The following is a 24552-nucleotide window of genomic DNA, read 5'->3' as shown; positions in this document are numbered from 1 at the left end:
ACATCCCCTAGTTCGGGCAGATGTATCCCGTGCCGCCGGGTGCCTTGAAGCAGCCGACCGATTCCGGGATCACCTGCTTGGGCAGCCACAGCACGACCTTCGGAAAATAGATCGTGAAGCAGATCGTGACCAGGAACACGACATAGATCGGCAGCGCTGCCCGCAGCGCTTTTGCGAAGCTGATGCCGACGAATTTCGAGGCCATCAGCAGCACGAGCCCGTAGGGCGGCGTGATCAGGCCGAACGCCAGCGTCGCGATCAGCACCACGCCCATGTGCACGCCGTTGATGTCGCCGGCCTGGGTCAGCGCGTTGACCAGCGGCATGAAGATGATGATGGTCGGCACCGGCTCGATGAAATCGCCGACCACGGTGAACAGCAGCACCATCAACAGCATGATGAGATGCGGATCGTTGCCGGCGATCGAGGTGATCCAGTCGGCGATGTAGATCGCGCCGCGCAGATAGGCCAGCATCCAGCCGAACGCGTTCGCCGCGCCGATCGTGATCAACGGCAGGGAGAAGATCAGGCCGGCGAGGCAGAAATCGTAGGGGATTTTCTTGAGGTGCCCGCGGTTCAGCGCCGGGATCACCACAACGATGATGTAGGCCACCGCGACCACGCCGGCCTCGGTCGGCGTGAACCAGCCGGTCAGGATGCCGCCGAGCAGGATCACCGGGATCATCAGCGGCAGCGCGGCGTCGCCGGCGGCGAACGCGATCTGCCGCAGCGGCGCCCGCGGCTTGCGCAGGCCCGACGGGCCGAAGAAGTAGCAGTAGATCATCAGCCCGAAGCCGATCATCAGGCCGGGGACCACGCCCGCCATGAACAGGCCGGCGATCGAGACGTTGCCGACCGCACCATAGACCACCGCCGTGATGCTCGGCGGCACCAGCGCCGCGATCGTCGAGGCTGAGGCGATGATCGCGGCGATGAAGGCCGGCTCATAGCCCTCCCGCCGCATCGGCCCGCCGAGCGCCCGGCTCATGACGGCGACGTCGGCGGTGGTCGAGCCCGACATTTCCGAGAAGAACATGCTGAACACGACCACGACCTGCGACAGCCCGCCCCTGATATGCCCGACCAGCGAGACCGACAGATTGGCGATGCGGACCACGACATTCGCCGAGCTCATGAGCTCGCCGACCAGCAGGAAGAACGGGATCGCCAGCAGCGCCTCGGAATCGACGCCGTCGAAGATCTTCTGGATGATCGCCGCCAGCGAGACATCGGACAGCACCGCGCCGACGAACACGCCGGCCATCAGCGAGAACGGCACCGGCACGCCGAGATAGCCGAAGAACAGGAAGCAGAACGACATCAGCACAAGCACGACCGGTGCGCTCACGGCTGCACTCCTGTCGTCGCGCCGGTGTTGATCGAAGGGATCGCAAGGTCGTCATCGGGCGGCTCCGGATGATCGAAGCCGTTGCGGATGCCGTTGACGAGCTGCTCGATCGTAAACAGGCCGATCAGGATGCCGGACAGCGGGATCACGGCATAGAGCGAGGCGATCGGCGTGCCTGACGGCAGCCGGAAACTGCCGAAGCCGCGGAGGTAGTTCTGATAGCCGTACCAGACCAGGCAGAAGGCGACGCCGAGCACCACCAGCCTGATGACGATCTCGACGACCAGCCGCGACCTGCCATGCATCGCCTCCGAGATCGCGGTGAGATAAAGGTGATCATTGCGCCTTGTCGCGACCGCGGCACCGATGAAGATCGCGTAGATGAATAGCGTCGAGGTCACCTCCTGCAGCCACAGCCAGGGATGACCGATGGTGCGGGTGACGATGTCGGCCGTGACCGACAACGAGAAACCGAAGCACAGCAGGCCGCACAGCATCATCAGGATCAGCTCGAACCGGTCGAGCGCCCGCCATTTCAGATGCCGCTGTCGTTGCAGCACCAACGTGTCGGCGATGGCCATGGAGCGCTTCCCGTCGAGCCGGGTTCTAGTTGATCGCGCGGATCAGGTTCTTGATCTTCTCCGCATGCGGGCCGAGCTCCCTGGCGAGCTTGTCGAGATAGGGATCGGCGATCGCGGTGAAGCTCTTCTTGTCGACGTCTTCGACCACCTTGACGCCGAACGATTTCAGCTTGGTCAGCGCGTTCCGCTCCAGCTCGAACGCCTTCTGCGGCTCCTTGGCGCTGACCTCGTTGGCGGCGGCCTGCACCCACTGCTTCTGCTCGGCGGAGAGGCTCTGCCACAGCCTGTCGGAGACGAACAGCAGCGCGTTGTTGGCCTCGTGCTCGGTGATCGAGAGCACCGGCGCGACCTCGTAGTGCTTGTTGACGAGATAGACGTTGATGCTGTTCTCGGCGGCGTCGACCACGCCGGTCTGCAGCGAGGTGTAGACGCTGCCGAACGGCATGTGCACCGTCTGCGCGCCATAGGCCGGGAACATGGTGTCCTCAGTCGCGGTCGCCTGCACCCGAACCTTCACGCCCTTGAGGTCACCGACATTATGGATTTCCCTTTTGCTGTAGATATGCCGGACGCCCTGCGAGCCGGTGCCGATCACATGCAGGCCCTGCGCGGTGTCGTCGATCATCGCCTTGATGGCCTCGAACACCTTCGGGTCCGCCAACGCCTTGATCACATGGGCGTCGTTGCGGAACAGGAAGTGCAGCGACATCACGCCGGCCTGCGGCGAGATCGTTGCGGTGTTGGCGGAGGAGATGATCGCGAACTCGATATCGCCCGACTTGACGAGCTGCAGCAGCTGCGGCTCCTGGCCGAGCTGCGCGCCGGGGTATTGATCGACGATCATCGTGCCCTTGCTCAATTCCTTGAGCTTCTCGGCGAACAGATCACCGGCGACCGAATAGCCGGTGTTGCGCGGCTGGTCATAGGCGAAGCGGAAGTGCTTGACCTCCTGCGCGCCGGCGTGCACCGGCAGCAGCAGCGCTGCCGCGGCCATGGCGATCCCGACGATCCTGGCTGAAGTGCCCATCGCGACGTTCCCCCTGGTTTTTAATTGACGCGATCATCCCACCAGTCCCGCGGGATTGTCAATAAAACAGAGGTAATTAGCTCGTCGTATGGCCGATGAGCCTCGCGCGCCGAGAGATTATCGACAATTCGACCCGCGGTGCAGGTCGAGCCCGCTACTTCCCCTTGGCGCGCATGAAGTCGAAATCGCAGCCCTCGTCGGCCTGAAGGATCGTCTCGTTGAAGAGATGCGCATAGCCGCGTTTGGCCCAGTCCGGGGTACCGGCCAGCGCGAGCGCGGCGCGACGCTTCTCGAGTTCGGCCTCGTCGACCAGCAGATCGATGCTGCGCTTGGCGACGTCGAGCCGGATCATGTCGCCGTTCCGCACCAGGCCGAGCGGTCCGCCGACGGCGGACTCCGGCGTGATGTGCAACACGATGGTGCCGAACGCGGTGCCGCTCATCCGCGCGTCCGAGATACGGACCATGTCCTTCACGCCGGCGCGCGCGAGCTTCTTCGGGATCGGCAGGTAACCCGCCTCCGGCATACCCGGCGCGCCCTTCGGGCCGGCATTGCGCAGCACCAGCACGTCATCGGCGGTCACATCGAGCGCGGGGTCGTCGACCCGCAGCGTCATGTCCTCGACCGATTCGAACACCACGGCGCGGCCGGTGTGCTGCAATAGTTTGGGGCTCGCTGCCGACTGCTTGATCACCGCACCGCGCGGCGCGAGATTGCCGTGCAGGATCGCCATCGCGCCTTCGGACTTGATCGGGTTCGCCTTGGAGCGGATCGCATCCTGCCCGGGCACGTCCTCCGCGCCGGCGACAACCTCGCGCAGGGTCTGTCCGGTGATGGTCTTCGCGTCCAGGTCGATGAGGTCGCCGAGTTGCGCCATCAGCTTCGGCACGCCGCCGGCATGATGGAAGTGCTCCATGTAGTGCTCGCCCGACGGCTTGAGGTCGACCAGCACGGGCACCTCGCGGCCGAGCCTGTCGAACGCCTCGAGGTCGATCTTGTGCGGCGAGCGGTTGGCGATCGCGGTGAGATGGATCAGCCCGTTGGTCGAGCCGCCGATCGCCTGCATGACCACCTGCGCGTTGCGGAACGAGGACGGCGTCAGGATCTCGCTCGGCTTCGGTCCCTTGGTCTTCGCCATCTCGGCGGCGACGCGGCCGCTGGCCTCGGCGGAACGGAAGCGTTCGGCGTGCGGCGCCGGGATCGTCGCGCTCATCGGCAGCGACAGGCCGAGCGCCTCGGTGATGCAGGCCATGGTGGAGGCCGTGCCCATCACCATGCAAGTGCCCACGGAAGGCGCAAGGCGCCCGTTCACCGCCTCGATCTCGGTGTCGTCGATCTCGCCGGCGCGATACTTGCCCCACAGCCTGCGGCAGTCGGTGCAGGCGCCGAGCACCTCGCCCTTGTGATGGCCGACCACCATCGGCCCGACCGGAATCACCACCGTCGGCAGATCGGCGCTGATCGCGGCCATGATCTGCGCCGGCAGGGTCTTGTCGCAGCCGCCGATCACGATCACCGCATCCATCGGCTGGGCGCGGATCATCTCCTCGGTGTCCATCGCCATCAGGTTGCGCAGATACATCGAGGTCGGATGCGCAAAGCTCTCCGCGATCGAGATGGTCGGGAACACGAACGGCATCGCGCCCGACAGCATCACGCCGCGCTTCACGGCTTCGATGATCTGCGGGACGTTGCCGTGGCAGGGATTGTAATCGCTGTAGGTATTGGTGATGCCGACGATCGGGCGATTGAGTGCATCATCCGAATAGCCCATCGCCTTGATGAAGGCCTTGCGCAGGAACAGCGAGAAGCCGGCGTCACCATAGCTGGTCAGTCCCTTGCGAAGTCCGTCGGCCATTTTCTTCTCGTCCTTTTGGTGGTTCGGCCGCACTTAAGGAGCGGCGGGAATTATTGTCAATATGAGATAATCTGGCGGTGGCGGGTGGCTGCTCTGCGGCAAAATCGCCCCCATTATTGACAATAGCTGCGCTGCCGTGCTGACCTCCTGATATCGATCCGAAACCCAGAGCACATGAAAGCCGAGCCCACCCTCCCCGATATCCAGGCCCCCTCCCGCGAGGAGGAGCAGGCGGAAGTGATCCGCAGACTGGAGGAGGACATCATCTTCGGCCGCTTCGCGCCCGGCCTGCGGCTGGTCGAGGATACGCTGATGCAGCGCTACGGCGCGAGCCGGCATTTCGTCCGCCAGGCGCTGTTCCAGCTGGAGCGCCAGGGCATCGTGCTGCGCGAGAAGAATGTCGGCGCCACGGTGCGATTCTATTCGGCCGAGGAAGTGCGGCAGATCTATGAGGTGCGCGAGATGCTGACGCGCCAGGCCGCGCTGATGATCGCCCTGCCCGCGCCCGACGGCCTGATCGACCAGTTGAGCGAGCTGCAACGGCATTACTGCATCAAGGCCGACGCGCAGGACATGCGCGGCATTCACGAGACCAACGATGCGTTCCACCTCGCGCTGTTCTCCGCCTGCGGCAATCCCTATCTGGTGCGCTCGCTGCAGGACTACATGAACCTGACGCTGCCGATGCGCGCCAAGAATCTCGCCGACAGCGAGGGGCTGGCGCTGTCGCGGCGCCAGCACGAATTGATGATCGAGCTGTTGAAGGGCCGCGACAGCTGGGCGCTGGCACAGCTGTGCGTCGATCACATGCAGTACAGCAAGGCGGATTATCTCGTCCGCATCTCCAACGACAAAAAGCCGCAATAGCGCGATATGCGGCCACCTCGTGAAGGAGACGGCGATGCGTTACGTGGCTTTGTTGATGGGATCGTTCGCCATGCAGCTTGCGCTTGCCGGCGCCAGTAACGCAGCCGATCCGCGCGCGACGCAACTCACCTACGAACTCTGGACCAAGACCTGCCTGACGCAGGCAAGCTGCTTCGTCGGCGCCGCCGCGCGCGGCCAATGTGTCCCTTCGGGCGGAGGCATCAGCATTTCGCCACAGAGCAGCAAGCGCGCGCTTCTCACCGCAAACGTCGGAACGCGGACCATGCTGGAGGGCACGATCAGCCTGCGAATCGATCAGGATGAGCCAATCCAGATCCCCAAGCCGCACTGCTACACGCTGGGCTGCGGCGGCACGCTTGAGGCCGACAGTGAGCTGATCGAACGGCTGAAGCATGCGCAAGCGATCACTATGGAAGCCAAGGACCTGACGGGGCAGACGATCAGCCTCTCCTTTCCGCTCACCCACTTTGCCCAGGCCTTTGACGGGCCCGGCAGCGAACCCAAGGCATTTGAAGTGACGCACAAGGACCTGAAGGACTTGCATCAGCAGCGACCGGACTCCTTCAAGCAACTGCCGCAGTGCGAGGACTGATCACTTCTTCCAGTCGATCACCCTGCTCTTGTCGCCGTCGAACTCCATGCTGCAGAACGTGCCGCCCTGGTAATAGTCGCCGACGGCATCCGGCGGCAGCTTGGCCTGCTCGGCCATCGCGTGCTCGCGGAAGTCTTCGCCTCGCCCCGCCGGACGATAGCCGAGATCGTAGGCGCGGTGATTGTCCCACCACGAGCGCTCGTTGTAGGACGCTCCGTACAGCACCTCGAAATGGATGTCGGGGTGCTCGAGCCCGATCCGGCAGAGCTGGACCAGATCTTCCGGCTTGAGCCAGATCGAGAGCCTGCGGTGATCGAGCGGCGCCTCGCCGAAATTGCCGATCCGGATGCAGGTCACCTTGAGCCCATGCTTGTCGGCGTAAAGTGCGCCAACCGCTTCGCCGAACACCTTGCTGACACCGTAGCGGCTGTCGGGCCGCGGCGTCACGTCGGTGCCGATGCGGTGATGCCGCGGGTAGAAGCCGACCGCATGGTTGGAGGACGCGAAGATCACGCGCTTGACGCCCTGCTTGCGCGCCGCCTCGAAGAGATTGTAGCAGCCGATGATGTTGGCCTGATGGATCTGGTCCCACGATCCTTCGACCGAATAGCCGCCGAAATGCAGGATGCCCTCGACGCCCTCGCAGATCGCCTCGACCTCGGCGAGGTCGGCGAGATCGGCCGCCTTGAACTTTTCGTTGCTGCCGAGATCGGAGGGCTGCTTGATGTCGCTGAGCAGGAGATCCGGATAGATCGGCGGCAGCAGCTTGCGCAGGCTCGTTCCGATTCCACCCGATGCACCGGTCATCAATATGCGTGGCATGCCGTCCCTCGTCTTTCCTGGTTGCTGCAGCCGAATTGCGGTCGCAGGCCGACAATGATAGCAAACCATGCGCTCAAGGAAACACCATCGAAACACAACAACGAGAACAGCAAATGTCCGATGTTCATTCCGCCGGCTGGCGTCCTGCGACCTGCTATCCCGATCCAGCGATCCACGCGCTCGATCCGCGCTTCGAGAAATACTGGCTGAAACTCTCCGCCGTCGAGCGCATCGCCAGCGGCCTGCGCTGGGCCGAAGGGCCGGTGTGGTTCGGCGATGGCCGCTATCTCCTGTGCAGCGACATTCCGAACCAGCGCATCCTCAAATGGGAGGAAGAGACCGGCGCGGTCAGCATCTTCCGCAAGCCGTCGAATTTCGCCAACGGCAACACCCGCGACCGCCACGGCCGGCTGATCACCTGCGAGCACGGCGGCCGCCGCGTGGTCCGCACCGAATATGACGGATCGATTACGGTGCTGATCGATTCCTTCGGCGGCAAGCGGCTGAACTCGCCGAACGATGTCGTGGTGAAGTCCGACAACTCGATCTGGTTCTCCGATCCGACCTTCGGCCTGCTCGGCAATTACGAGGGCCACAAGGCCGAGCCCGAGATCGACGCGAATGTCTACCGGCTCGATCCCGCGACCGGAAAGGCCGCAATCGTCGCCGAGGGCGTGCTGGGACCGAACGGGCTGTGCTTCTCGCCCGACGAGAAGATCCTCTATGTCGTGGAGTCCCGCGGCGCGCCGAACCGCAAGATCCTGGCCTATGACGTCTCCGCCGACGGCAAGACGATCTCCAACAAGCGCGTGTTCATCGATGCCGGCCCCGGCACGCCGGACGGCATGCGCTGCGACATCGACGGCAATCTGTGGTGCGGCTGGGGCATGGGCGATCCCGAGCTCGACGGCGTCGTCGTGTTCGCGCCCGACGGCGTCATGATAGGCCGCATCGCACTGCCGGAGCGCTGCGCCAACCTCTGCTTCGGCGGACTGAAACGCAACCGCCTGTTCATGGCGGCGAGCCAGTCGATCTATGCGCTCTACGTCAACACCCAAGGCGCGCTCGGCGGTTAGACTTCTCCGTCGTGCCGGCGCAGGCCGGGACCCATACCGCGTGATCTATCGAGCAAGGAAGTCGCAGTACCGCGGCACGGCCGGTCTTCGCCAAACTCCTCCCTGTGGTGATGGGTCCCGGCCCCCGTGCGCAATTGCGCACTAGGCCGGGACGACGATAACAACTTCTACCTTCCAGAACGTCTGACGCCGGAGCGGTGATCCGCCCCGGCGTCAGAATGTCGTCTCTCGTGGCTTGCGCTTACGCGGCGTTGTAGCCGGCGACCGCCTTGGCCTCGAGATATTCCTCCAGACCGTAACGACCCCACTCGCGGCCGTTGCCGGACTGCTTGTAGCCACCGAACGGCGCGGTGCGCTCGTTCGGCACGCCCTGCAGGTTGACGTTGCCGGCGCGGATCTGGCGGCCGACGCGGCGCGCGGTTTCCACGGTGTCGGCCGAGACGTAACCGGCAAGACCATACGGCGTGTCGTTGGCGATCTTCACCGCGTCGGCTTCGTCCTTGGCGCCGAGGATGGTCAGCACCGGTCCGAAGATCTCTTCGCGGGCGATCGTCATGTCGTTGGTGACGTCGGCGAAGATGGTCGGACGGACATAGAAGCCCTTGTTGACGCCCTCGGGCAGGCCCGGACCACCGGCGACGAGCGTTGCACCTTCGTCGATGCCCTTCTGGATCAGCGCCTGGATCTTGTCCCACTGGCCGCGGTTGACCACCGGACCGATCGTGGTGCCGTCGGCACGCGGATCGCCGGCCTTGGTCTTGTCGGCGACGCCCTTCGCGATCGCGGCCACTTCCTTCATCTTGGAGAGCGGCACGATCATGCGCGACGGCGCATTGCAGGACTGGCCCGAGTTGTTGAACATGTGCATCACGCCGCCGGCCACCGCCTTGGCGAGGTCGGCGCCTTCGAGGATCACGTTCGGCGACTTGCCACCGAGTTCCTGGCTGACGCGCTTGACGGTCGGCGCCGCACGCTTGGCGACGTCGACGCCGGCGCGGGTCGAGCCGGTGAACGAGATCATGTCGATGTCCGGGTGCTCGCTCATCGCGGCGCCAACCTCCGGGCCGAGGCCGTTGAGCAGGTTGAACACGCCCTTCGGCACGCCCGCTTCATGAAGGATTTCCGCGAAGATCAGCGCCGAGGTCGGCGTGAACTCCGACGGTTTCAGGATCATGGTGCAGCCGGCGGCGAGCGCGGGCGCGACCTTGCAGGCGATCTGGTTGAGCGGCCAGTTCCAGGGGGTGATCATGCCGACGACGCCGACCGGCTCGCGGACGATCACGGCGGTGCCCATGGTCTCCTCGAACTCGTACTTCTTCAGCACCTCGAGTGTGTTCATGAGGTGGCCGAGGCCGGCGCCGGCCTGCAGCTTCTCGGCCATCGGCAGCGGCGCACCCATCTCGTCGGAAACGGCGGCGCCGATTTCCTTCATGCGGCCCTTGTAGACCTCGACGACCTTGGTGAGCAGCGCGATGCGCTCCTCGCGGCTGGTTTTGGAATAAGTCTCGAACGCGCGCTTGGCGGCGGCGACTGCCTTGTCGACATCGGCCTTGGAGCCGAGCGCAACTTCATACATCGCCTCTTCGGTCGCCGGATTGACGACGGGGGTGGACTTGCCTTTGACGACGGGATCGACCCAGGCGCCGTCGATGTAGAATTGCATGCGATTGACCATCGGAAACCTCTTGTACGGGGCGTATGGAATTGGGAACGGAAAGCGTTCGGCAGGCATCCTTGCACGAAAGCAGGCCGAATTGAACCCGCCATATGCGGGGCGCGGCTCGTGCACGCCCAACGCATATAATGTCGCTGCTACTCGCGTGGCAAGCCGTGCCACCCTCCCTGGAGAGGGAGGGTCGTTGCGCATGAAGCGCAGCGGAATGTGCAACGGGGTGGGGTGACAGTCTCTCCGCTCGAACAGTACCCGCGTGGAAAGATCACCCCACCCCGTCTCACATGTCGCTACGCGCCATGCGAGCCGACCCTCCCCCTCCAGGGGAGGGTGAATTCACACCGCCATCTTGCGATGCCGCACCGGGGCGCCGGCGGAGACGCTTTCCGCCGCGTCGATGATGGCGTTGGCGTCGATACCGTAGTGGCGGTAGAGGTCGCTGATCGTGCCGGTCTGGCCGAAATGCTCGACGCCGAGCGCCTCGAGGCGGTGGCCGCGCACGCTGCCGAGCCAGCCCAGCGTCGCCGGATGGCCGTCGATCACGGTCACAATGCCGCAGTCGCGGCCGAGCGGCGCCAGCATGCGCTCGATGTGACTCAAATGCTGCACGCCGCGGCGGTCGCGGCGCATATTCCGCGCCGCGGACCAACCGGCATAGAGCCGGTCGGCGGACGTTACCGCCAGCAAACCGACATCGCGGTGGCTCTCGCCGATCAGGCCGACCGCCTCGATCGCCTCCGGCGCGACGGTGCCGGTATATGCAATCACGATGTCGCAGTTCGGGCCCGGCTTGCGCATCCAGTACGCGCCATCGGTGATGTCGCGCTGCAGGTCCGGGGTCATGATCCGTTGCGGTTGCTCCAGCGTCCGCGTCGAGAGTCGCAAGTAAACCGAACCGCCCTCGGCGCCCTCGCGCTGCATGTGGCCAAAGCCCCACCCCATGATCACGGCAAGTTCATCGACGAAGGCCGGGTCGAACGAGGCCAGTCCGTCCTGCCCGATCCCGATCAGCGGCGTCTTGATCGACTGATGCGCGCCGCCTTCCGGCGCGAGCGAGATGCCCGACGGCGTCGCCGCCACCATGAAGCGGGCGTCCTGGTAGCAGGCATAGTTCAAGGCATCGAGGCCGCGCTCGATGAAGGGATCGTACAGCGTGCCGACCGGCAGCAGCCGCGCGCCATTGATCTGGTGCGACAGGCCTAGCGCCGAGAGCATGATGAACAGGTTCATCTCGGCGATGCCGAGCTCGAGATGCTGGCCCTTCGGCGAGTACTCCCAAGTGTAGGCGGACGGGATCTTCTCCTGCCGGAACAGGTCGTGGTTCTCCAGTTTCGCAAACAGGCCGCGGCGGTTGACCCAGCCGCCGAGATTGGTCGACACGGTGACGTCGGGCGACGCCGTGACGATGCGCGATGCGAGCTCGCTGTCGCCGCGCGCCAACTCGTGCAGCACGAGACCGAAGCCCTGTTGCGTCGACATCTGCGCGGAGGCCTTGAACGCCAGCCGCTCCGGCACATCGATTTCAGGCGCCGACAGCCGGCGGCGCCCCTCGCGGTTGAACGGCGCCCCTGCAAGAAATGCTTCGAGCTTCGCAGGCTCCTGCGACAGGCCCTCGAACTTGTCCCACTCGTGGCCGGCGCGGATGTTCTGCGCGGCGCGCCACTTCTCCATCTGCGCCACCGTCATCAGCCCGGCATGGTTGTCCTTGTGGCCCTGCATCGGCAGGCCGACACCCTTGATGGTGTAGGCGATGAAGCAGACCGGACGGTCGTGATCGACAGCTTCGAAGGCCTCGACCATGCTCGCCATGTCGTGACCGCCGAGGTTCGACATCAGCGCCAGCAACTCGTCGTCGCTGCGGCGATCGATCAGGGCCGACACCTCGCCCTGGTCACCGATGTCGTCGCGCAGATGCTTGCGGAACGCCGTACCGCCCTGGAAGCAGAGCGCCGCGTACATCTGGTTCGGGCAATTGTCGATCCAGCGCCGCAGCGCCTCGCCGCCGGGCTCGGCGAACGCTTCGAGCATCAGCTTGCCGTACTTCACGATCACCACGTCCCAGCCGAAATTGCGGAACATGGTCTCGAACTTGGCCCACAGCCCCTCGCGCACCACGGCGTCGAGCGACTGCCTGTTGTAGTCGACCACCCACCAGGTGTTGCGCAGGCCGTGCTTCCAGCCCTCGAGCAGCGCCTCGAAGATGTTGCCCTCGTCCATCTCGGCATCGCCGACCAGCGCGATCATGCGGCCCTCGGGCCGGTCCTTCATCCAGCCGTGCGCCTTGACGTAGTCCTGCACCAGCGAGGCGAACAGCGTCTGCGCCACGCCGAGGCCGACCGAGCCGGTGGAGAAATCGACGTCGTCGCTGTCCTTGGTGCGCGACGGATAGGACTGCGCACCCTTGTAGCCGCGGAAATTCTCCAGCTTGTCGCGGGTCTGGTGGCCGAACAGATACTGGATGGCGTGGAACACCGGGCTCGCATGCGGCTTCACGGCGATGCGGTCCTGCGGACGCAGCACCGAGAAATAGAGCGCCGACATGATGTTGGCGAGCGAAGCCGACGAGGCCTGATGGCCGCCGACCTTCAACCCGTCGGTCGAGGGCCGCACGTGGTTGGCGTGATGGATGGTCCACGACGACAGCCACAGCACCTTGCGGGCCAAAGCGGACAGCATGTCGAGGCGTTCAGGCGTGATACCCATGGCAGTGCTCCGAGCGATATCTTCAATGTTACTGCCGCGGGGACCGGCGAAAATCTCAATTCCACGCGACAGCACAGGAAAAATTGGGATAAATTCCCACGATCCGGCCCCAGCTAACGAGTTCATCCCAATGCCTGCCCTCGACGCCATCGACCGCAAGATCCTGAGTCTGCTCCAGACCGACAGCCGCATGACGATGCAGGAGCTCGCGGACAAGGTCGGCCTGTCGGTGTCGCCGTGCCATCGCCGGGTCAAGCTGCTCGAGGAGCGCGGCGTGATCTCGCGCTACATCGCGACCGTCGACCAGAAATCGATCGGACTACACGTCTCGGTCTTCATTTCGATCAAGCTGGCGCGGCAGAAGGAGGAAGACCTCAACCGCTTCGCGCGCGCGATCTCGAAATGGGACGAGGTGCTCGAATGCTACCTGATGACCGGCAACCGCGACTATCTCCTGCGCGTCGTCGCTGCCGACCTCTCCTCCTATGAAGCGTTCCTGAAGAACAAGCTGACCCGCCTCGACGGCATCGCCTCGATCGAGTCGAGTTTCGCCTTGAGCCAGGTGAAATATTCGACGGCGTTGCCGGTGTGAGGGCTGTTGTCTGTGGGCTCCGCGGGCGCCACAACCTCGCTGTTCGTCTCTGCGAAAGCATGCGAAAGCAGGGACCCATACTCCGCGGCGGGCGATCCAGCATTCCAGGGACGGCAGTGCTTGAGCCGAGAAGCCGGGGCGTACTGGATCGCCCGGTCGAGGCCGGGCGATGACAGCTGAAGATGGGGCGCAACTTCGCACTCTCGCGACATGAATCGTCCGAGTTTTGGATTTCGTTCCGCCCTCTCCTCAAACAGACGACGCAGGGAAGCCTGGCGCGAACCCGGAATGACAGGGAGAGAGCTGCACACCGGAGGGCGGAATCGGATCCTGCGTGGCGGCCTCTGCGGAACACCCGGCTCGCAACGAGTTGCTTGCGGTTCGTTTCCCGGCGGGAACCGAGAGGCGACGTGGCGTGTTGATGTCACGCAATATTGAGTGTTTGACACAAGTGAGAACGAACATGGCTCGCCGCAAACTTCCATGGTTGGCGCTCGTCGCAATTTTCGCGACTGCAGCATCCGTGACGCTGCTCGCGGATCCGACGCTGGCGGCCCGCGGCGGAGGTCATGGCGGCGGTGGAGGCGGTCATGGCGGGGGCGGTCATGGCGGCGGAGGTTTCCACGGCGGCGGCGGTGGATTTCACGGTGGTGGCGGCGGCTTCCACGGCGGCGGGCTTCGCGCGGGCGGCTTTCATGGAGGAGGCTTTCATGGCGGAGCCGCGCGTGGCGGCGGTTTCCATACTATTCATGCCGCGCCCCATGCCGCGGCAAGGGGGCACGGCGGCGGCGCGCGGCAATTCCATGCCAACCGCAATCCAGCCACCACCCATAACCCGGCCATCAGCCGCAATGCGGCCGGCTCGCATGGCGTAGCTGCGGGCCGCCATGCGCCCGCGGCCGCCGCGATGGGGCGCAACGCCCGCGCGGTTGGCCGAACCTTGTCCTCTCGTCCGATCGCGGCCGCCATGCACAGGCCGGGCGGTTTGCGGAACCCGATGGCGCGTGCTGCGATCATGACGGCCGCCGCTGGGGCGGCCTGGGGATCTCGCAACCATAATGGCGGCTGGTGGTGGCGCCATCCGCATGGCGGCTTCGGCTGGGTCGGTCCGGTGTTCTGGCCCTATGCCTATTACGATCTCTACGACTATGCCTGGTGGGGCAATGACTACGATCCGTACTTCTGGGACTATGGCTACAACGATATCTATGCCGGCCTGTTCGGCCCCTACGACTACGATGCCCTGAGCGGCTATGCCTACTATCTGCCCGGCTACGCCGGTCCGCGGCCGCCGGTCACAGGTCGATCCGGCGTGCCCGATCAAACCACGACCCTGACCGACATGTGCGGCAGCGACAGAAGCGATATCGCGGGCTTCCCGATCGAGCAATTCCGCGGCGCGATCCAACCCAATACCGAGCAAAGCGACGCGCTCGACGAACTCGCCAAGGCGTCGCAGAAAGCGTCCCTGACCATTCTCACCTCGTGTCCGAAGGACGTGCCGTTGACCGCGCCGAGCCGCCTCGCCTCGATGCAGCAGCGCGTCCAGGCCATGCGCGACGCGGTGGGCATCCTGCAGCCGGCGCTGGAGAAATTCTACGCGCTGCTCAGCGACGATCAGAAAGCGAAGGTGACCGCGCTGGCGGCAGATCGGCAACGCAGCGGGCGCGAAGCGACGTCAGGCAACGGCAGTTGCAACGCGGCGCAACCCGCCGCCATCGCGTGGCCCGGCGACGTCATCGACAGCAATGTCAAGCCAACCGACGCCCAGCGGGCGAGCCTCGACGCCTTGCGGGATGCGGCAACGAAGGCCGAGGACACCCTGAAATCGTCCTGTCCGCCCACCGATGCGCGCACGCCACCGGCACGGCTTGCGGCAGTCGCAGCGAGGCTCGATGCCATGCTGCAGGCGATCGGGACGGTACGTCCGGCGCTCGACACCTTCTACAACGCACTCAGCGACGAGCAGAAGGCCGCGTTCGACGCGGTCGGCCCCGAGCGCGACGGCGGCAGGACGGCGATGGCTGCGAGCGGCGACGAACCGCCGCGAAGCCATCATCGCCGCCACCACCGTCACGGTCCGAATATCGGCGGCATGATCTTCCGGATGATGGGCCTTTAGGCTCCGCGGGAGCAACCAGGCTACGGCGCAATCCAAATGCCGATCACGATGATTGCCAGTGAGACGGCAATCACCAGCATATCCGTTGTGAGCCAATCGGGCATTCCGTTTGATGGCTGCTCGCTCATGTCCGCGACTCCTTCTGCTCGCGTCGAGCCAATATGCTGAAACGGATCAGCGTGAACGAGGATGAACTGGTTCACATGAAAGCGCGACAAGCGGTCGCTCTGAATTTCGCACATCTGCGCGCGCCGAAGTTGCGGCGCGCCATTGATCTTCCGCCCAGGTTTCTGAACATGTTCGATAACGCCGGCGGCTTCAGCAAACGCTAGCACGTCTTAGCCCGGCGTCGCTGCCGATCGCCCGACGATCCAGTCGCGGATCGGTGCAGCGATCATGTGAGGTGCCCACCGGCGGAAGGGTTCCCTCCCTCCCCCTTGCTGGGGAGGGAGCCTGACCATCGCCCTCACCTCACAGCAGCTTGCGCTGCGCCAGGTTCTTCATCAGCGCGCCGACGCCGAAGGTCCAGGGCTCGCACTCGTCGCTGTTGCGCATCCGGTTGACGAGCTTGCCGAGCTGCGGCGCGGCGATGGTGACGATGTCGTCGCGCCTGTGGGTAAAGCCCTCACCCTTGGCGTCGCGGTCCTTCACCGGCGCGAACATCGTGCCGAGGAACAGCGCAAAACCATCGGGGTATTGATGCACGGGGCCGATGGTCTGCGCGACCAGGTCGGTCGGGTCGCGGCTGATCTTTGAGATCGAGGAATGGCCCTCGAGCACGAAGCCGTCCACGCCTTTCACGGTGAGACCGACATCCATCTGTCTCACGTCGTCGAGCGAGAAGGTCTGATCGAACAGCCGGAGCAGCGGACCGATCGCGCAGGAGGCGTTGTTGTCCTTGGCTTTCGACAGCAGCAGCGCCGAGCGGCCCTCGAAGTCGCGCAGATTGACGTCGTTGCCGAGCGCGGCGCCGACGATCTTGCCACGGCCCGAGACGACCAGCACGACCTCCGGCTCCGGATTGTTCCAGGTCGACTTCGGATGCAGCCCGGCATCCATGCCTGACCCGACCGAGGACAGCGTCGGCGCCTTGGTGAACACTTCAGCGTCCGGGCCGATGCCGACCTCGAGATACTGGCTCCAGGCGTTCTGATCGATCAGCACCTGCTTCAGCCGCATCGCCTGTTCGGAGCCGGGCTTCAGCTTCGAGAGATCGTCGCCGACCAGTCGCACCACCTCCTTGCGGATCGCATCCGCCGAGGACGGATTGCCGCGCGCCCGCTCCTCGATCACGCGCTCCAGCATCGAGATCGCGAAGGTGACGCCGGCGGCTTTCAGGACCTGGAGGTCGACCGGCGCGAGCAGATGCGGCTTTGTCGCGTCGCGGCCATCGGGCGGCGTGTTGGCGAGGATCGCCTCCAACTCGCCGATCCGCTCGCCGCGCGTGGCGCGCAATGCGCCTGCGGGATCGCTCTCCTCGCACAGCGCGCTGACGGTTGGGAACCGCGCCGTGACGTCGAACACGCCGTCCGGCCGCACCGCGACCACGGCGGGCCCGCCGGCCTGCGGCAGCCAGACCCGTCCGACCAGCGTGCCGGCGGTGCCGTCCTCCGGCAGGACGTCTTTTGGCGTGAGCGAAATCATCGGTGTCTCCCTTTTTTGTCTTGTTGGCGGTTGTTAGCACAGTCCCGGTGGCGGCGTGAAACAGCGGTCATGGCATTGTCATAGAGGGGTAACATCGCCCGTCAATGCTCCCGTCGATCCAACTAACACACTGAAAGACGGACCTTCATGACCGCCTCCGACCTCACCGACGAAGCCTCCCGAGATGAAGCCTTGCGCGAAGAAGCTCTGCGCGCCCGCATCCACCAGGAGATGGCCGACAGCCTCGACGAGGAACTCGAGCTCGAGCTCGACGACATGAGGCTCGACGAGCTCGACCACGATGGGGCCGGAAAGCCGTCGATCGACCGGAAGTTCTACTTCCGCGAATTGCTGCGGCTGCAGGGCGAGTTGGTCAAGCTGCAGGACTGGGTGCAGCACGAGAAGAAGAAGGTCGTCGTGCTGTTCGAGGGCCGCGATTCCGCCGGCAAGGGCGGCGTCATCAAGCGCATCACCCAGCGGCTCAACCCGCGCGTCTGCCGCATCGCGGCACTGCCGGCGCCGAACGAGCGCGAGCGCACGCAATGGTACTTCCAGCGCTACGTCTCGCATCTGCCGGCCGGCGGCGAGATCGTGCTGTTCGACCGCAGCTGGTACAACCGCGCCGGCGTCGAGAAGGTGATGGGGTTCTGCTCCGACGAACAGTATGAGGAATTCTTCAACTCGGTGCCGGACTTCGAGCGCATGCTGATCCGCTCCGGCACCATCCTGCTGAAATACTGGTTCTCGATCACCGACGAGGAACAGGCGTTCCGGTTCTCGATGCGGATCCAGGATCCGCTGAAGCAGTGGAAGCTGAGCCCGATGGACGTCGAGGCGCGGACCCGCTGGGAGCTCTACACCAAGGCCAAGGAGACGATGCTGGAGCGCACCCACCTGGCTGATTCACCGTGGTGGATCGTCGATGCCGTCGACAAGAAGCGCGCCCGGCTCAACTGCATCTCGCATCTGTTGAGCCAGATTCCGTATCAGGCGGTCACGCACCAGCCGGTGGTGCTGCCGCCGCGCGTGCGCAACCCCGACTATCACCGCGGCCCGATCCCGCCGGAGATGTATGTGCCGGGACGGTATTGAGGCCGGGTGCGTCACAACCGGTCTGTCTCCTCATCCTGAGGAGCTTGCGCAGCAAGCGTCTCGAAGGACGAGGCCACCAGCGGGACCTCATGGTTCGAGACGCGCTTTCGCGCTCCCCACCATGAGGATTTTCCGGACACGCAAACCGGGGGACGCGCGGGGTGTGGTGAACAGATAGGCACCCCATCGCCTACCAATGGTGCAGGCGCGTGCCCTTGCTGGCGCCGGAACCCGACGCTAGGCTTCGGCGATCTGGTGCAGGGAGGCCCGCTTGACTCAATCCGATGACGTGAAGATTTCCGAAGATCGCCGCGACGCGCTGCGCTATGCGCTCGGGATCGGCAGCGGCGCGGCGCTCGCGGCCGCGATGGCAACGCCGGCCTCGGCGCAGACCCAAGCCGACAACACGCTGGATCGCATTCGCGCCAACAAGGTGCTGCGGATCGCGGTGCTGCCGGGCGAGTTGCCCTATTTCAACAAGGACCTCGCCACCGGCACGTGGTCCGGCTTCTCGATCGAGATGGCCAACGATCTGGCGAAACTGCTCGACGTCAAGCTGGAATATGTCGAGTCGACCTACGGCAATTCCATTCTCGATCTGCAGGCCAACAAGATCGACCTCGGCTTCGCGCTCAACCCGACGCCGCAGCGCGCGCTGGTGGTGGATTTCACCAATCTGGTGTTCCCGCACCCGTTCGGCGCGATGCTGAAGAAGGGGCTGGAGGCCAAAATCTGGGCCGACATCAACAAGCCCGAGGTCAAGATCGCGGTCGACGTCGGCTCGGCCAACGAGGCGGTGGCGCGGCGGTTTGCGCCGAACGCCACCATCAAGTCGCTGAAGTCGCGCGACGAGGTGATGCTGGAGATGTCGTCGGGCCGCGTCGATTGCGTGGTCAACGCGCTGGTGCTCGGGCTGACCGCGATCGCCAAGAACCCGAACCTCGGCACCTACAAGATCCTGGCGTCGCCCTCGGTGACGATCGCGAGCGGCACGGCGGTGCGCCGCGAACAGGACAAGCGCTGGCGCGATTTCCTCTCGGTGTGGATCGACTACAATCGTGGCATCGGCCAGATGCGCGAGTGGTTCGTCAAGGGCCTCGGCCTCGCCGGCGTCAAGCCCGAGGACGTGCCGGTGGAGTTGAATATCTGACGATTAGCTCTTGCTCGGTCTGAGCTCCGCCTGTCACCTCTCCCTCCGGGAGAGGTCGGCGCAACGCGCCGGGTGAGGGTCTCAGGTCCCACGAGGAAGCATTACCCCTCACCCGGATCGCATTCCGCTTCGCTGCATGCGATCCGACCTCTCCCACAAAGGGAGAGGCAAGAAAGATCACACCTTGTCGTAGGTCAGCCCGCGCTCCAGCCGGCGCGCCACCAGCGTCGACGGAAACAGGATCGCAAAATAGATCAGCGCCACGATGGTGTAGACCTCGAGCGGCCGGTAGGTGTCGGCATTGATCAGCGTCGCGTTGTAGACGAGATCGGGCACCGCGATGATCGAGACCAGCGAGGTGTTCTTCAACTGCGTCACCGACTGGTTGACATAGGGCGCCATCATCGGCTTCAGCGCCTGGGGCAGGATCACGAGCCGCATCAGCCGCCAGCCGCGGAAGCCGAGCGCCTTGGCCGCATCCCACTGCCCGACCGGCACGCTTTCGATCGAGCCGCGCACGATCTCGGCATAGAACGCGCCGCCATAGAGCGACAGCACGCTGACGGCCGCGACATGCGCCGGGATGTTGACGCCGATCACGACCGGAAACGCGTAGTAGAACCAGATGATCTGCACCAGCAACGGCGTGCAGCGGAACAGCTCGATATAGGCGATCAGCAGCCAGTCGATCACCGGAATGCGCCGCAGCCGCAGCATGCCGACGATCAGGCCGATCAAGGTCCCCAGGATGATGGTGCCGATCGTGTAGGCGATGGTCCAGCCGAGCCCGAGCCAGAACAAATGGCTGTACTTGGCGAGGATCCCGAAATCCCAGACGTAGTTCATCCTGCCCCTCGGTTGCCGCGCGCGCCTTTCACATCAAGGTCAGGCCGCCATCGACCGGCAGCGTCGCGCCGGTGACGTGGCCCGCCTCCGGCGACAGCAGGAAGGCGACCACGGCAGCGATCTCGTCCGGCTCGGCCAGCCGCTGCATCGGATTGGCCTTTGCCACGCGCTCCCAGGTCGCGGTATCGAGTGCGCCGAGCAGGCCGGGATCCTTTCGGGTGTAGCCGGGCATCACGGCGTTGGCGGTGGCGCCTGATGCGGCGAGGTCGATCGCGAGCGACTTCACCAGCACTTCGAGAGCGGCTTTCGCAGCCGCCGATCCCGGATAGGTCGCGCCGGGCACGAAGCGGTGCGGCCCAAAGCTCGACACCGCGACGACGCGGCCCTGCGCGCCGCGTGCGAGGTCGGACAGCGCGGCCGCCGCGATCTCGTGGAATGCCGCCGCCATCACCGCGAAGGCGCGCTCCAGAGCCGCGCGCGGCAGATTCGCGAAGTCGCGCCGGTCGGCAAAGCCCGCAGCGTGCACGATCGCATCGATCGGCCCGAAGGCGGCGCGCGCGGCCTCGACCAGCGCCGTGCCCGCGCCGGCGTGCGCGAGATCGCCGGTGGAGATTTCGACCTTCGCACCCTTGGCCCGGCATTGCTCCGCCACCGAATTCAGCCGCGCGAGGCCGGAAGCCTCGGCACCCTGCCCATGCAGCATCAGGCCCTGATCGGGGCCGGCGAGCCGGCGTGCAACCGCGGCGCCGATGCCGGAGCCGCCTCCCGTGATGATTGAAACGCGCATGAGGTGCGTGCGATCAGTGCGATAAGAGACAACGAACTATAGGATCGGTGTCACGAAATGCAAATCGGGCCCCGCTCTCGACTCACCGCCGAGTTCACCGCCACGGCTCAACCAGGATCTTGGTGTGCGCCTCGGGATTGGCGAGATCGGCAAACGCCTGCGCGACGCCGTCGATCCCGACATGGCCGGTGACGAGCGAGGCGGCATCGACCTGGCCTTCCGCGATCAGGCGCAGCGAATAGGCGAACTCCTCGGGCGTGTAGCCGAGCACGTACTGGACGTTCAGCTCCTTGATGATGCCGAGCATCGGCTCGGACTTGTCGGTCTCCATGCAGACGCCGACCACGACGACGCGGGCGCTGCGTGGCGCGCCCTCGAACACCTGCTGCAGCACGCCGGGCACGCCGACGCATTCGAAGATCAGCGCGGGCTTCAGCGGCGGCAGCAGCGCCTGCATCGGCGGACGCGCCGCCTTCTCCGTTTCGGTCATCTGGGCGTGCTCGGCCCAGCTCGCATAGGGCTGCGTCCTGGCGGGATCGACCACGACATCGGCGCCCATCTTCTCGGCGAGCAGGCGCCGCGCCGGCGAGTAGTCGGCGGCAACGATCGGACCCAGCCCCCGGATCTTCAGCGCCGCGATCACCGCGAGCCCGACCGGCCCGCAGCCGATCACCAACGGCACCTCGCCGCCCTGAATGTTGGCCATCGCCACCGCATGGACGCCGACCGCAAGCGGCTCGGTGAGCGCGGCGTGCTCGGCGGCAAGCCCGTTCGGCACCTCGAGCAGCAGCGGCTCGCTGAGCAACATCTGCTCGGCATAGCCGCCGAGATAATCGTTGGAATAGCCGATGCCCTTCGGTCCCTCCGGCGTCAGCAGCGCCGGCAGCGAGCACACGCGGGTGCCTGGCTTCAGCTTGCGCATGGTGCCCGGACCGTAGTCGAGGATCTCGCAGCTGAACTCGTGGCCGAACACGACATCGCGCGACAGGTCCATCGGCGTGCGGCCGGGCAGGAACTTGCTCAGCTCCACCATGCGGTGGGCGTGCTTGCGTGCGTGCAGATCGGATCCGCAGATGCCGCAGGCGAGCGATTTGACCAGCACTTGGCCGGCGCCCGGCTTCGGCTCCGGCATCTGGTCGACGACAATCTCGCCGTTCCTGAAGATCGCTGCGCGCATGTTCCCTCCCGCGTGGGTTTTGCCCCACTCATTTTGGTGCGTATTTCGTCCCGCGAAATGCTGTCGCGGATCAAGTCCGCGACAGGCTTTCGCCGCCGGAGGCTATAGCACGGAGGGTCACCACGTATAGCGCATAACGCCCTTGCCGGCGTAGGACCGGGTGACGTCAGAGAATTCGCCTTCGAAGGTCGCGGCCGCCGACCAGCCGTTGCGCCACGTCATCTCCAGCGCGGCCGTGGTCAGCGCGGAGTCGCTGGCCTGTGCCGCGCCATTGACCACGAAGGCCGCACCCGGCAACGACTGGAACACGGCAGCGGCGCTGCGATCGGGGTTGAAATCATGCGCCCAGGCGACGCGGCCGCGCAAGGTCGCGATGCCGCCGTCGACCGCAAACGATTTGTCGGAGCGCAGACCGATCTCGCTCCTGACATCGGTGACGCTCTTTGCCGCATAGTTCAGCGCGAAGGCGCTGCCGCCGGTGGCCACGCTCTCCGCATAGTTCGGCAGCTCGAAGCTCGTGAACTGCGCCGCCGCGTAAGGCGTCAGCCCGATCCACGGCGTCGCAGTACGATAGCCGCCCTCGAGCCGGCCCGACCAGGCGTTGGCATTGAAGTTGGCGCGCAGATGATCGGCGCCTGCGGCGGTGACGATGCGGTCGGTGGTGATGTCCTGCCAGCCATAGGCGAGCGCGGCACTCAGATAGGCCGCACCGACGGTGTGGCGAACGAACGCGCCGGCCTGGAACAGGTCGGAGCGCCCCCAGCCGAGCCCGTTGACGCTGAAGCTGGTGGCGCCGCCGGCAAGCGCAAAGCCGGCGATGGTGTTCGGCGAGAAGCGGTAGTCAGCACCGACCGCCGTGCCGTAGATGCTGCTGCTGCTATTGTTCGAGCCGAGCACCGCATTGCCGCTGGTGGTCTGCGAGCCGCCATAGCCGGCCGCCCACACGCTCCAGCGCTGCTCGAAGTTCGGCTGCAATGGCGGCGCCTTGGTGTAGATCGCGGCCAACGCATCGCGCGGCCCGGTCTTGCGCGCGGCATAGGCGAGCGGCGCGCTCTCCTCGGCGAACGGCGTCGCCCCCGCGCCGCCACCGAAGCCGCCGTCGCGTCCGGCCACGAACGGATCGGTCAACAGACCGAGGAACAGGCCCATCGCGTTGAATGTCGCCTGCTGCGAGCCGGTCGCCCCCTCGCCCGACGCCTGCGTCAGCCCGTTCGGCGAGAGCCCCGCATACACCGCGTTGATGCCGCCATTGGCATTGAAGAAATTCTGCAGCGTGGTGGCGACGTTGCTCTGGTTGATGTTGAGCTTCGATTTCGCGGCGTAATCGAGCGCGAAATTGAGATAGGCATTGTTGGCGTCGTAGCCGAGCGTCGCAACGAGGTTCGACGGCAGCCCGGTCGTATCGACGCCGGAGAACGTTCCACTGCGGCCGCCGGCCGCCGACAGGATGGTGTATTGCTTCACCACCGTCGTGCCGGCAGCGGCGCTGACGCCGACCGATCCGGCCAGCGTCGCCGTGCCGGTCACCCTGGCCGACGTCGACGCGGTCGAATTGAGCGCGACGAGATACAGCGCGCCGGACTGGAGCGCGAGATTGCCTGCCACGTTCAGGAACGTGCCTGGCGTCCCGTTGCCGGGCAGCAGGATGGCGCCGCTTGCAATCGTCGTATTGCCGACGCTGCCGACGCCGGACAGCGCACCGCCCGCATTCACCGTCACCGAGCTCGACGACACGATCGAGCCGTCGACCTGCAGGATGCCGCCATTGACCGTGGTGGCGCCGGTATAGGTATTGACGCCCGACAGGGTCAGCGTGCCGCTGCCGGTCTTCTCGAAATTGGCGGGACCGGTGCGGCCGCCGCCGAAGCAGCCGCAGATATGGAACGGGTCCAACGGGTTGAAGTCGGCGAGCACGCCGCTGAGCGTCGTCGAGAGATTGTTGCTGCCGACGGCGAGGGTGTTGCCTGGGCCGATATAGTAGAATCCGGAGCCTGCGATCGAGCCCGCGGTGATGCGCCCGTCGCCGTTCAACCCGGTGCTGAGCGAGAAATCGGCCCAGCCGGTGCCGTTGGTGACGAACTGTGCGTTGCCGCCGGTCGAATTGTTGAAGAAGCGAACGGTGCCGCCGGCTTCGGTGGTAATGGTGGCATCGCCCGCGGTAGCGAACGCCGTGAAGATGTGCTGGCCGCCGGCCTGGTTGTCGATGGTCGCATTGCCCGCCGTGGCGTAGGCATCGAACTGGAGGACGCCGCCACCCCGGTTGACGATCGACGCGTTGGCGGCGGTCGGTCCCTCGAGGGGGCCGAAACCGGCCGATCCGAAATAGAGCACGCCGCTGTTGTCGAAGCTGGCGTTGGCCGCCGTGCTGTTCTGGAAGAAGGCGACCTGCCCACCCGCTTTCGTGACAATGGTTGCCGAGGCCGCCGACGAGAACTCGAAGAACTGCGTGGTGCCGCCATTGGCGTAATTGGTGATCGTGGCCTGACCCGCGTTGGTATGGCCCAGGAATACCGTGCCGCCGCCGCTGTAATTGTCGATCACGGCCTTTCCGGCGGTGCTGGTGTCGGTGCCGCCG

At 65.3% G+C, this 24552-nt stretch carries 21 protein-coding genes; 7 read left to right on the top strand and 14 right to left on the bottom strand.

The genetic code is table 11. The features are described 5' to 3' along the window. Positions 1-7: 7 nt before the first annotated feature. The 4 genes from ACVILL_RS25615 to ACVILL_RS25600 all read right to left on the bottom strand — a co-directional run bounded on the left by ACVILL_RS25615 (position 8) and on the right by ACVILL_RS25600 (position 4814). A complete protein-coding gene (locus tag ACVILL_RS25615; RefSeq protein WP_456731570.1) occupies positions 8-1348 on the bottom strand; it encodes a TRAP transporter large permease in 1341 nt (446 codons plus the stop codon). Then, positions 1345-1929: a TRAP transporter small permease gene (locus ACVILL_RS25610; protein WP_456731569.1), complete on the bottom strand. Its 585-nt coding sequence runs from the start codon at positions 1927-1929 to the stop codon at positions 1345-1347. The genes ACVILL_RS25615 and ACVILL_RS25610 overlap by 4 nt, the downstream gene beginning before the upstream one ends. A gap of 25 nt (positions 1930-1954) precedes the next feature. Continuing rightward, a complete protein-coding gene (locus ACVILL_RS25605) occupies positions 1955-2956 on the bottom strand; it encodes a TRAP transporter substrate-binding protein (protein WP_456731568.1) in 1002 nt (333 codons plus the stop codon). Between the two features lie 154 nt (positions 2957-3110). Continuing rightward, on the bottom strand, positions 3111-4814 hold the full coding sequence (locus ACVILL_RS25600) for an IlvD/Edd family dehydratase (protein WP_456731567.1): 1704 nt from the start codon (positions 4812-4814) through the stop codon (positions 3111-3113). A 174-nt stretch (positions 4815-4988) separates the two neighbouring features. Between ACVILL_RS25600 and ACVILL_RS25595 the strand changes: the two genes are divergently transcribed. Both ACVILL_RS25595 and ACVILL_RS25590 read left to right on the top strand, forming a co-directional pair. After that, on the top strand, positions 4989-5681 hold the full coding sequence (locus ACVILL_RS25595) for a GntR family transcriptional regulator (RefSeq protein ID WP_456731566.1): 693 nt from the start codon (positions 4989-4991) through the stop codon (positions 5679-5681). 34 nt (positions 5682-5715) lie between these two features. Next, positions 5716-6294: an invasion associated locus B family protein gene (locus ACVILL_RS25590; RefSeq protein WP_456731565.1), complete on the top strand. Its 579-nt coding sequence runs from the start codon at positions 5716-5718 to the stop codon at positions 6292-6294. Here the strand turns inward: ACVILL_RS25590 and ACVILL_RS25585 are convergent, their stop codons facing one another. After that, the gene (locus ACVILL_RS25585) at positions 6295-7116 is read right to left on the bottom strand and encodes an NAD-dependent epimerase/dehydratase family protein (protein WP_456731564.1); all 822 of its coding nucleotides are present in this window, start codon (positions 7114-7116) and stop codon (positions 6295-6297) included. Positions 7117-7229: 113 nt separating this feature from the next. Here ACVILL_RS25585 and ACVILL_RS25580 point away from each other — a divergent pair, with 113 nt between their 5' ends. Beyond that, positions 7230-8192 carry an SMP-30/gluconolactonase/LRE family protein gene (locus ACVILL_RS25580; RefSeq protein ID WP_456731563.1) on the top strand — a complete coding sequence of 321 codons (963 nt, stop codon included), beginning with the start codon at positions 7230-7232 and terminating at the stop codon, positions 8190-8192. 241 nt (positions 8193-8433) lie between these two features. Here ACVILL_RS25580 and ACVILL_RS25575 read toward each other — a convergent pair whose 3' ends face one another. Then, a complete protein-coding gene (locus ACVILL_RS25575; protein WP_456731562.1) occupies positions 8434-9867 on the bottom strand; it encodes an aldehyde dehydrogenase family protein in 1434 nt (477 codons plus the stop codon). 333 nt (positions 9868-10200) lie between these two features. After that, positions 10201-12567, bottom strand: a complete 2367-nt coding sequence (locus ACVILL_RS25570; RefSeq protein WP_456731561.1) for a transketolase — start codon at positions 12565-12567, stop codon at positions 10201-10203. Between the two features lie 130 nt (positions 12568-12697). Between ACVILL_RS25570 and ACVILL_RS25565 the strand changes: the two genes are divergently transcribed. Then, a complete protein-coding gene (locus ACVILL_RS25565) occupies positions 12698-13159 on the top strand; it encodes an Lrp/AsnC family transcriptional regulator (protein WP_016841346.1) in 462 nt (153 codons plus the stop codon). Positions 13160-13583: 424 nt separating this feature from the next. On the opposite strand, the gene ACVILL_RS25560 is transcribed toward ACVILL_RS25565, so the two are convergent. Next, positions 13584-14048 carry a hypothetical protein gene (locus tag ACVILL_RS25560; protein ID WP_456731560.1) on the bottom strand — a complete coding sequence of 155 codons (465 nt, stop codon included), beginning with the start codon at positions 14046-14048 and terminating at the stop codon, positions 13584-13586. 108 nt (positions 14049-14156) lie between these two features. Between ACVILL_RS25560 and ACVILL_RS25555 the strand changes: the two genes are divergently transcribed. Next, positions 14157-15281 carry a Spy/CpxP family protein refolding chaperone gene (locus ACVILL_RS25555; RefSeq protein WP_456731559.1) on the top strand — a complete coding sequence of 375 codons (1125 nt, stop codon included), beginning with the start codon at positions 14157-14159 and terminating at the stop codon, positions 15279-15281. A gap of 20 nt (positions 15282-15301) precedes the next feature. Here the strand turns inward: ACVILL_RS25555 and ACVILL_RS25550 are convergent, their stop codons facing one another. Together ACVILL_RS25550 and ACVILL_RS25545 are read right to left on the bottom strand one after the other, a co-directional pair. Further along, the gene (locus ACVILL_RS25550) at positions 15302-15616 is read right to left on the bottom strand and encodes a hypothetical protein (RefSeq protein ID WP_456731558.1); all 315 of its coding nucleotides are present in this window, start codon (positions 15614-15616) and stop codon (positions 15302-15304) included. Positions 15617-15752: 136 nt separating this feature from the next. Next, the gene (locus ACVILL_RS25545; protein ID WP_456731557.1) at positions 15753-16925 is read right to left on the bottom strand and encodes a fumarylacetoacetate hydrolase family protein; all 1173 of its coding nucleotides are present in this window, start codon (positions 16923-16925) and stop codon (positions 15753-15755) included. A gap of 147 nt (positions 16926-17072) precedes the next feature. On the opposite strand from ACVILL_RS25545, the gene ppk2 reads away from it, so the two are divergent. Both ppk2 and ACVILL_RS25535 read left to right on the top strand, forming a co-directional pair. Further along, positions 17073-18017 (top strand): polyphosphate kinase 2, encoded by a 945-nt coding sequence (gene ppk2, locus ACVILL_RS25540; protein WP_456731556.1) that lies wholly within the window; start codon positions 17073-17075, stop codon positions 18015-18017. A 271-nt stretch (positions 18018-18288) separates the two neighbouring features. Beyond that, a complete protein-coding gene (locus ACVILL_RS25535) occupies positions 18289-19167 on the top strand; it encodes a transporter substrate-binding domain-containing protein (protein WP_456731555.1) in 879 nt (292 codons plus the stop codon). Positions 19168-19344: 177 nt separating this feature from the next. Here the strand turns inward: ACVILL_RS25535 and ACVILL_RS25530 are convergent, their stop codons facing one another. The 4 genes from ACVILL_RS25530 to ACVILL_RS25515 form a co-directional block, all read right to left on the bottom strand. Then, positions 19345-20013, bottom strand: a complete 669-nt coding sequence (locus ACVILL_RS25530; protein WP_016839817.1) for an amino acid ABC transporter permease — start codon at positions 20011-20013, stop codon at positions 19345-19347. A gap of 28 nt (positions 20014-20041) precedes the next feature. Next, positions 20042-20800 (bottom strand): SDR family NAD(P)-dependent oxidoreductase, encoded by a 759-nt coding sequence (locus ACVILL_RS25525; protein WP_456731554.1) that lies wholly within the window; start codon positions 20798-20800, stop codon positions 20042-20044. A 94-nt stretch (positions 20801-20894) separates the two neighbouring features. Further along, positions 20895-21977, bottom strand: coding sequence for a zinc-binding dehydrogenase (locus tag ACVILL_RS25520; protein ID WP_456731553.1), 1083 nt, complete (start codon positions 21975-21977; stop codon positions 20895-20897). A gap of 117 nt (positions 21978-22094) precedes the next feature. Beyond that, positions 22095-24308, bottom strand: coding sequence for an autotransporter outer membrane beta-barrel domain-containing protein (locus tag ACVILL_RS25515; protein ID WP_456734362.1), 2214 nt, complete (start codon positions 24306-24308; stop codon positions 22095-22097). Between the last annotated feature and the right edge of the window lie 244 nt (positions 24309-24552).

The organism is Bradyrhizobium sp. USDA 3364 (genome assembly GCF_054056355.1).
This window is presented reverse-complemented; position numbering and strand designations above follow the sequence as displayed.